Annotated in this window: 4 protein-coding genes; all 4 read right to left on the reverse strand. The window is 68.0% G+C overall.

Annotated elements, in window-relative coordinates; genetic code table 11:
- Positions 1–143 precede the first annotated feature (143 nt).
- Positions 144–2,309 carry a hypothetical protein gene (locus JHD07_RS17670; protein WP_012112821.1) on the reverse strand — a complete coding sequence of 722 codons (2,166 nt, stop codon included), beginning with the start codon at positions 2,307–2,309 and terminating at the stop codon, positions 144–146.
- The gene (locus JHD07_RS17675) at positions 2,306–4,147 is read right to left on the reverse strand and encodes a hypothetical protein (RefSeq protein ID WP_291624443.1); all 1,842 of its coding nucleotides are present in this window, start codon (positions 4,145–4,147) and stop codon (positions 2,306–2,308) included. The genes JHD07_RS17670 and JHD07_RS17675 overlap by 4 nt, the downstream gene beginning before the upstream one ends.
- A complete protein-coding gene (locus tag JHD07_RS17680; RefSeq protein WP_245283067.1) occupies positions 4,144–5,499 on the reverse strand; it encodes a tyrosine-type recombinase/integrase in 1,356 nt (451 codons plus the stop codon). The genes JHD07_RS17675 and JHD07_RS17680 overlap by 4 nt, the downstream gene beginning before the upstream one ends.
- Before the next feature lie 320 nt (positions 5,500–5,819).
- Positions 5,820–6,152: zincin-like metallopeptidase domain-containing protein (locus JHD07_RS17685; RefSeq protein ID WP_291624444.1), on the reverse strand; the 333-nt coding region annotated here is incomplete at its 5' end.

Below are 6,152 nucleotides of genomic sequence, written 5' to 3' on the forward strand. Positions count from 1 at the left end.
CCGGTTCGCCGTCGCTCGGCTGACGCCGGCCTCGCGCGCCAGGTTGGCGACGGTCAGCGCCCCGTCGGTGCGTTCAGGGCGGCCGTCGAGCAACCGCTTCATGGCAGCCCTTAGCGCCGCTTGGCTCTTCGGCCCGAGCGCGGTCATGCGTCACCGTCCATGAGAGGCGCGATCAGCCGGCACTTGCGCTCGTTGTCCCGCAGGATCGCCGTGCGCTGCAGCGGCGATAGACGCCGGTCGGCCAGAAGCGCTTCGCCCTCGACGATCGAGGCCTGCCACGGTTCGCGGTGCCGGGCGGTCAGGCAGGCGTTCGGGCACCGGTCGGGGCTGCAGCGCGATAGGGCCGGCGCCGTCCGCTCGGCATCTGGCGCGCCGGTGAGGCAGAGCGCGGTCGCTGCATCGAACAGGCAGTCGTTGAGGAAACCGACATGCAGGGTCCGCCCGAGATGGGCAACCATGGTGCGCAGCCGCTTGCGGTCCAAGATCCGGCCGGGAAGATCGCCAAGTTCCTCCTGCACGCGGCCGAACTCGCGTCGCAGTCGCGCAGCACCCGGTCCCGCCGGGCCTTCACGGCGAAGATAGGCCTCGTAATGGGCGACAATGTCGTCGAGCTGGCCGAGTGCACGTTCGCGCTCGATCGCCAAGCGGAAGTCGGCCTGCGCCGATCCGGCATAGCCTTCGAACATGGCGACCGAGGCGTGCTTGTACTGGATCTTGCCGGCGACCGTGCCGAACGGCCGGTTGGCGATGTACCAGGCGATCGTGCGTCGGAGCTGCCGGGTCGTAAACTTCCAAGGCTCGTCGCCGATGCGCGGAATCGCCGGCGCGGCCTCCGAGCGCGTGTCGAGGCCCTCGCGGAAAAGGTTGAGTGTCGGCGTTGCACCCATCCCGAGATGATCGTTGCTCCAGGGCCAGTCCTTCAGCGCCACCCACAAGGATGACAGTTCCTTCTCTCGGCGATTGCGTGCCGAGAGAACCTCCATCACCGCGACGGCGCGAGCGACGGGCTCGATCGTGATCCAGTCGGCCGTGACGCCGCGCGCGCCATGGCGCTTGTACACCGTGCTGCGCAGCCGGTACCGCTCGACCAGGCCGTCGGCGCTGCGCACCGGCGACACGCAACCCGGCTGCATCGCCTGCACCTCGCTGTCGCGCATGCCGGTGAGGTAGGCGCAGACGAGATAGCAGGCGCCCTGCAACATCCGTTCTTCGCGGGCGAGGCTGAGGCCGTCGAAGCGCTCGCGCCATGGCAGTCCGGTGTCCGGATCGATCGAGATCGGCGTATCGAGCCCGCCGATCTCGGTTCCGAGCTCGGCGGCTGCCTTCTCGATCAGTCGTGCAGTCGGCTCGGACTGGCTGATGCGGCCGCTCTGCGGAGCGCCGGCGTGAAGGCGCATCAGATGGAGATTGTAGGGCGGGGTCTCTTCGCCGGTGAGCGGGTCGATGCGGCGGGCCACATTGGGCGCGTGCTCCCAGATCGGCACGCCTCGGCCCATGGCCCGGCGCACGTCGAGCCACTTGGCCACGCGGGCGCGATAGTTCTTGGCCACGGCCCGTCCGGCCCGCGCGTCCCGCGCCATCAATCGGGCGCAGCGGGCTTCGAGAGCGTCAAGCTCGGCCCGCGCCGCGAGGATATCGGGCGCATAGACCTCGACATACTTGAGCGCCCAGCGCAGCATGGCGCCGATGACCGGCTCGGGAATGCGCGGCGTGGCGTTCTCGGCGGGCGCTGGCGGCCGGCCGGCAACGCGGTGCGCCGCACGTCCACGCCACGGCAGGAAACCGATGCCGCCGCCGGTTAGCCATGGCGCCAGGTGATGCAGGTCGATCGGCACCTCGACATACTTCACCGTCTCGTGAGGCGTTCGCCGTCCGCCGTCACGGGCATACGCCAGATAGGCGTCGAGCAGCGCCTGATCGATCCGGCTGAGATCGACGGCGCCAGTCCTTGCGCGGAGGAACGCGGCGAAATGCTGGATGTAGCGCAGCAGGCGGATCGCCGAGGTCGCGCCGCAGGGCGCCCGATATCCCGGCACATGGATGCGCAGGCGGGCGATCACGTACTCCTTCGCCAGCCGCCGCGTGACGGGATCGGCGATGCGGGCGAGGTTCAGCCGGTAATTGCTGTAGCGGGCGTTCACCCGGAAAATGGCGGCGCCCAGGTCCCAAAGATCGTCACCGAAGCGCGGAAGTCGCGTGCGGTCGGCATCGTCCCTGACCGCCACGCCGGCAAGCACGGGCTCGTCGTTGCCATAAATGGCCGAAGGCAGCGACGCGTGCTGCGGCAGCTTGATCGGTGCCGGCATCATGGCGCTCTCGCTTCGGGCGGCAGGTAGAGGAGCGCGGGGTCCGATGACCCAATCCGACGGGCTTCCTCGATCTCGGCGTCGGCGAACCGGGGCAGAATCTGTTCGGCGATGCGTCCGTGAACCCGGCCGAACTTGGCGATCCAGTCGGCTTCGCTCAGCACCTGCCGCTGCGCCCGGATGAAGTTGAGGAAGGCCAGGAGCGCGGGCACCTTGCGGGCGGTGACCACGGCATTGCTGCATTCGAGACACCCCCAGAAGGGGGACGGACAGGCCTCTCCCTCCGAGCCGAACGGGCTGTTGTAGAAGCCGCCGCAACTGGCGAGCCAGACGTCCTGCTCGCCGCCGAACAGCGCCTTGACCGCGGCGGCGCCGACAACGGGAAGGCCGGTCGCCTTGTCGGGATCGGTCTGGACGGCCGCTTCCTCCTCCGACGACAGGACACAGGGGGGGAACGCGGCGTCGAGCGCATCGGTCATGGCGTCGGCAATTGTCGCCTCGTGCAGATGACGAAGCGCGGGAATGTCGGCGTAGTGGTCGGCCGCGACCGCGACAGTGTGGCCGACGGCGAAGCGGTCGAGCTGGCCGCCCGTGCGCCGGTACCATGCCGCCTTATGCGCCTTGCGCAGGCGCGTCAGATTGAGGCGAAGGCGTTGGCCCCGCTCATCAAGGATGCCGTGCCGGCGCGTCCATGAAGCCGCGAGCTCCTTCATGCTGAGCACCCGAGGGGTCAGGCGGCCCCAGGCACAGTGCGCCCAGAGCGTGTCGGCGCCGAGCCGGCTTCTCGCCGGACCGGTCCACTGCAGCGCCTTGCGGATCAAGCCGCCCGGCGTCGAGGAACCGCCGTCGCGCACACGCAGCCGCTTCCACTCGGCGCCGCGCGCCCGACGCTTGCAATACTCGATCTCGACATAGCCGCCCGCCGGGTTCTTCAGGCAGTCCGCTCGCAAGCCCTTGATCGCTTCGATCTCCATGCCGGTGTCGAGCGAGATAAGCACGATGAGCGGCACGAGATCGGCGGCGATGAGATGCCGGCGGCCATGCAGATCGTGGATCAGGCGATCGTTCGGCAGGCCACTCTCGCGGCGGAGCGTGTAGAGTCGCTTGAAGAGAGGGTGCCTGTGCCCGATGACGCCTTCCGCGTCGATCACTTCCATTACCTGTTTGTGGGTTGCTGCCAGCGCCTTGCTCCGATCGGAATCCTCGACCGCCGGAATACGATCGGCCTCGCCCAAGCGGCGGATGATGGCGGCGAGATCGGTGCGCGCCGCCTTCCGCAATGCCGCGGCGACATCATCGCCATAGGCATCGCGCGGCCTGGCGCGCACGCCGGGCCGATCGCTCGTGTACATCAGCCGGCGTGAGGCATCGGGCGGCAGGTGGCTGGGCTCCGCGGCCTCGGCAAGCCGCAGCAGGTTGAGCACCTTGCTCATGCGGTGCAGGCGGTGATTGGGATGCAGGCCGCTCCCCTCCATCCAGGAATCGAAGCCGTCGATGCAGACGGCACTGACGTCGGAGAGACGGGCGACGTGCGATCCGGCGGAATCGAGATAGCGCCAAAATGTCTTGAGCGCATTGGCATAGGCGTAGGCCGTCGAGATCGAGCCGGCCGGACCACCGACCTGGCAGGCGCGCCAGAGCGCGCCGGCAAAGGTCCGCGCCAATGCCTTGCGGCCGGCGAGCATCGTCAGGTCGATCGTCTTGCTGCGATCCGCCAGCGTGACGGTAAAGCGCAGCGATGCGATCGCAGCGGCGGCCTCGCCCTCGGGATCGGGCAGCGCCTCGGGAAAGAGGGCGCGGCGACCCGGCCGCCGCACCGATGGAGCCGCCGCGGCGGTCATGCCGCGCCGCCAGCCGTGTCTTCGGCCCAGCGATCCGCGGCGGCCTCGACCAGCTCCTGCGCCTCGGCGAGGCTGTCGAGATAGATGTAGGTGCTGGTGATACTCGCATGCCCCAGCAGGTGCTGGAGCTTCTGCAGAGGATCGCCGAGAATCCGCCGATAGGCTGCGCCGTGCTGGTCCTGCGGATCGAACACGGATCCGATCTGCTCGCGGATCAGCATGGAGAGCATGTTGACGGCGAAGGTGTGCCGCAGCGTGTGTGGCGTCACCTCGACCTCGATGCCGAAACGGCGGCAGCGGGTGCAGGCCCGCCGAAAGGCAGCTTCCCAAGTCGCCGAGGGCACGGGCTTGCCGCCTTCAGTCAGCCAGAGCAAGGCATGCTGCGCCTGGCCGGGCGTGCCGACCAGCACGCGGCGGCGTTCGCCCAGCGTCAGACGGTCGAGCCGGACACGCTTGCCCGCCGCGTCTGTTGCCTTCCCGTCCTCCAGCATCAGCCAGAGCGGATCGGACACCGAAGGCTCTGAGCGCGCGGCAGAGACCGTGCGCTCGAGATCGACATAGTCGCCGATCAATCTCAGTACCCGGCGGGGAACGCGGATGCGCCGTGGTCGTCCGCCCTTGGCGATCGGACCGGGGAGATCGAACGGCACCGAGCGCGATTCGGGATCGGTCAGGCGCGGCAGCTCACTCAGCAGCAGACTGCCGGCCTCTGTCAGCCGCAGGCCGGTCGTGACGAGAAGCTCGGCAAACAACGCATTGCGCTCGCCGTTGCGGCCGCGCCACGTCGCGTCCTCCGAGCCGTCGGGAAGCCGGCCGCGCAATCCCACCTCGCGGAACAGCAGGTAGCGGCCAAGATCGATGTAACGGGTATCGTGGCGCCGCGCGGCGCGCTCGCGGGCACGGTTCGTCGTCACAGCGAGCACTGCGCGGCTACCGCCGGCCCTGCGAAGGGTGGCGCCGTAGCTGAAGGGCGAGATCGCAATGATTCCTTCCTCGACAGCCCAGCGATAGAGCTTGTCGAGCGCGGCAACGCTCCGGTTCCAGCTCGCAGCCGAGATGCGATAGGGAGCTGCCGACAGCCGACGCGCCCGGTGAAAGGCCAGGACATCGTCGCGGCCGGCCTGCCAGACCGTCTTGCCGCCGCGCCGTTCGACAAGAAAGCGCGCCCAGACGAGAATGTCGCGGGCGTAGGAGCGCCACGTGTTCGGCGATCGCGCTCCCATAGCAGGACAGGCACGAAAGAACCGGTTGAGAGCGAGATCGTAGCTGCCGTCATCCATCAGGATGAACGGCATGCCGTGAATCAGCCCGGTGCGCTCGACCGCGTCGAGCGCACCGGGCGCGAGGCTCACTGCAAGGTCATCAAGGAAAAGCGGACGCGAAATAGTGTCAAGATCGGTAAAAAACAAATGCACGCCCGAAAACCAAGCGGAGCGCCTTCGGCGCAACTTCATTGTTTAGAATGCGAGGGGTTCCCCTCGCGCTCTCCCGCTCGCCGCGTGGCAGGGGTGCAGGACTTAGCCTGCACCCCATGAACAGCTTGTCGTGCCGCCGCCGCGTCAAGCGTTGTCCTCGCTACGCTGCGGGAACGCTTGACCCGGACGTCTGAAGAGCTTCACCGGAGCCGTGGTGAGGCGCCTCCAATGCATGATTCTGAGACAGGATCACAGAGTCAGGATAAGGCGACCAACTCTTCAAAGGCGTATTTCTTGGTGCCAAAGGACCCTGAGAGATCGCGGCCGACACGCGAGGGATAGCCAGTGGCGTGGCCGAGTTCGTGCAGCGCCGTGCGGTGCCAGTTGATCGGCTCGAAATATGCTTGCGGCGGCGGGACCTGCACGAAATCAGGCTCCGGTGCATAGAAGGCGCGATTGCCGCCAATGCGAAAATCGATGCCGGTCGCCTTGATGAGCGCTTCTACGCGCGGCTCGATGAGGTCCGGCGCCGGCAGCGGAACCTGAACGGCGAACTCCTCCGGGAGGCGCTCGCACTGGGCGGTGTTGAA

This window comes from Bradyrhizobium sp., from assembly GCF_016462955.1.
In the GTDB taxonomy this organism is placed as follows: domain Bacteria; phylum Pseudomonadota; class Alphaproteobacteria; order Rhizobiales; family Xanthobacteraceae; genus Bradyrhizobium.

What these genes read in the sequence shown, in the direction of transcription:
- JHD07_RS17670 (WP_012112821.1), bottom strand. Translation starts at nt 2,309, where the DNA reads ATGATGCCGGCACCGATCAAGCTGCCGCAGCACGCGTCGCTGCCTTCG.
- JHD07_RS17675 (WP_291624443.1), bottom strand. Translation starts at nt 4,147, where the DNA reads ATGACCGCCGCGGCGGCTCCATCGGTGCGGCGGCCGGGTCGCCGCGCC.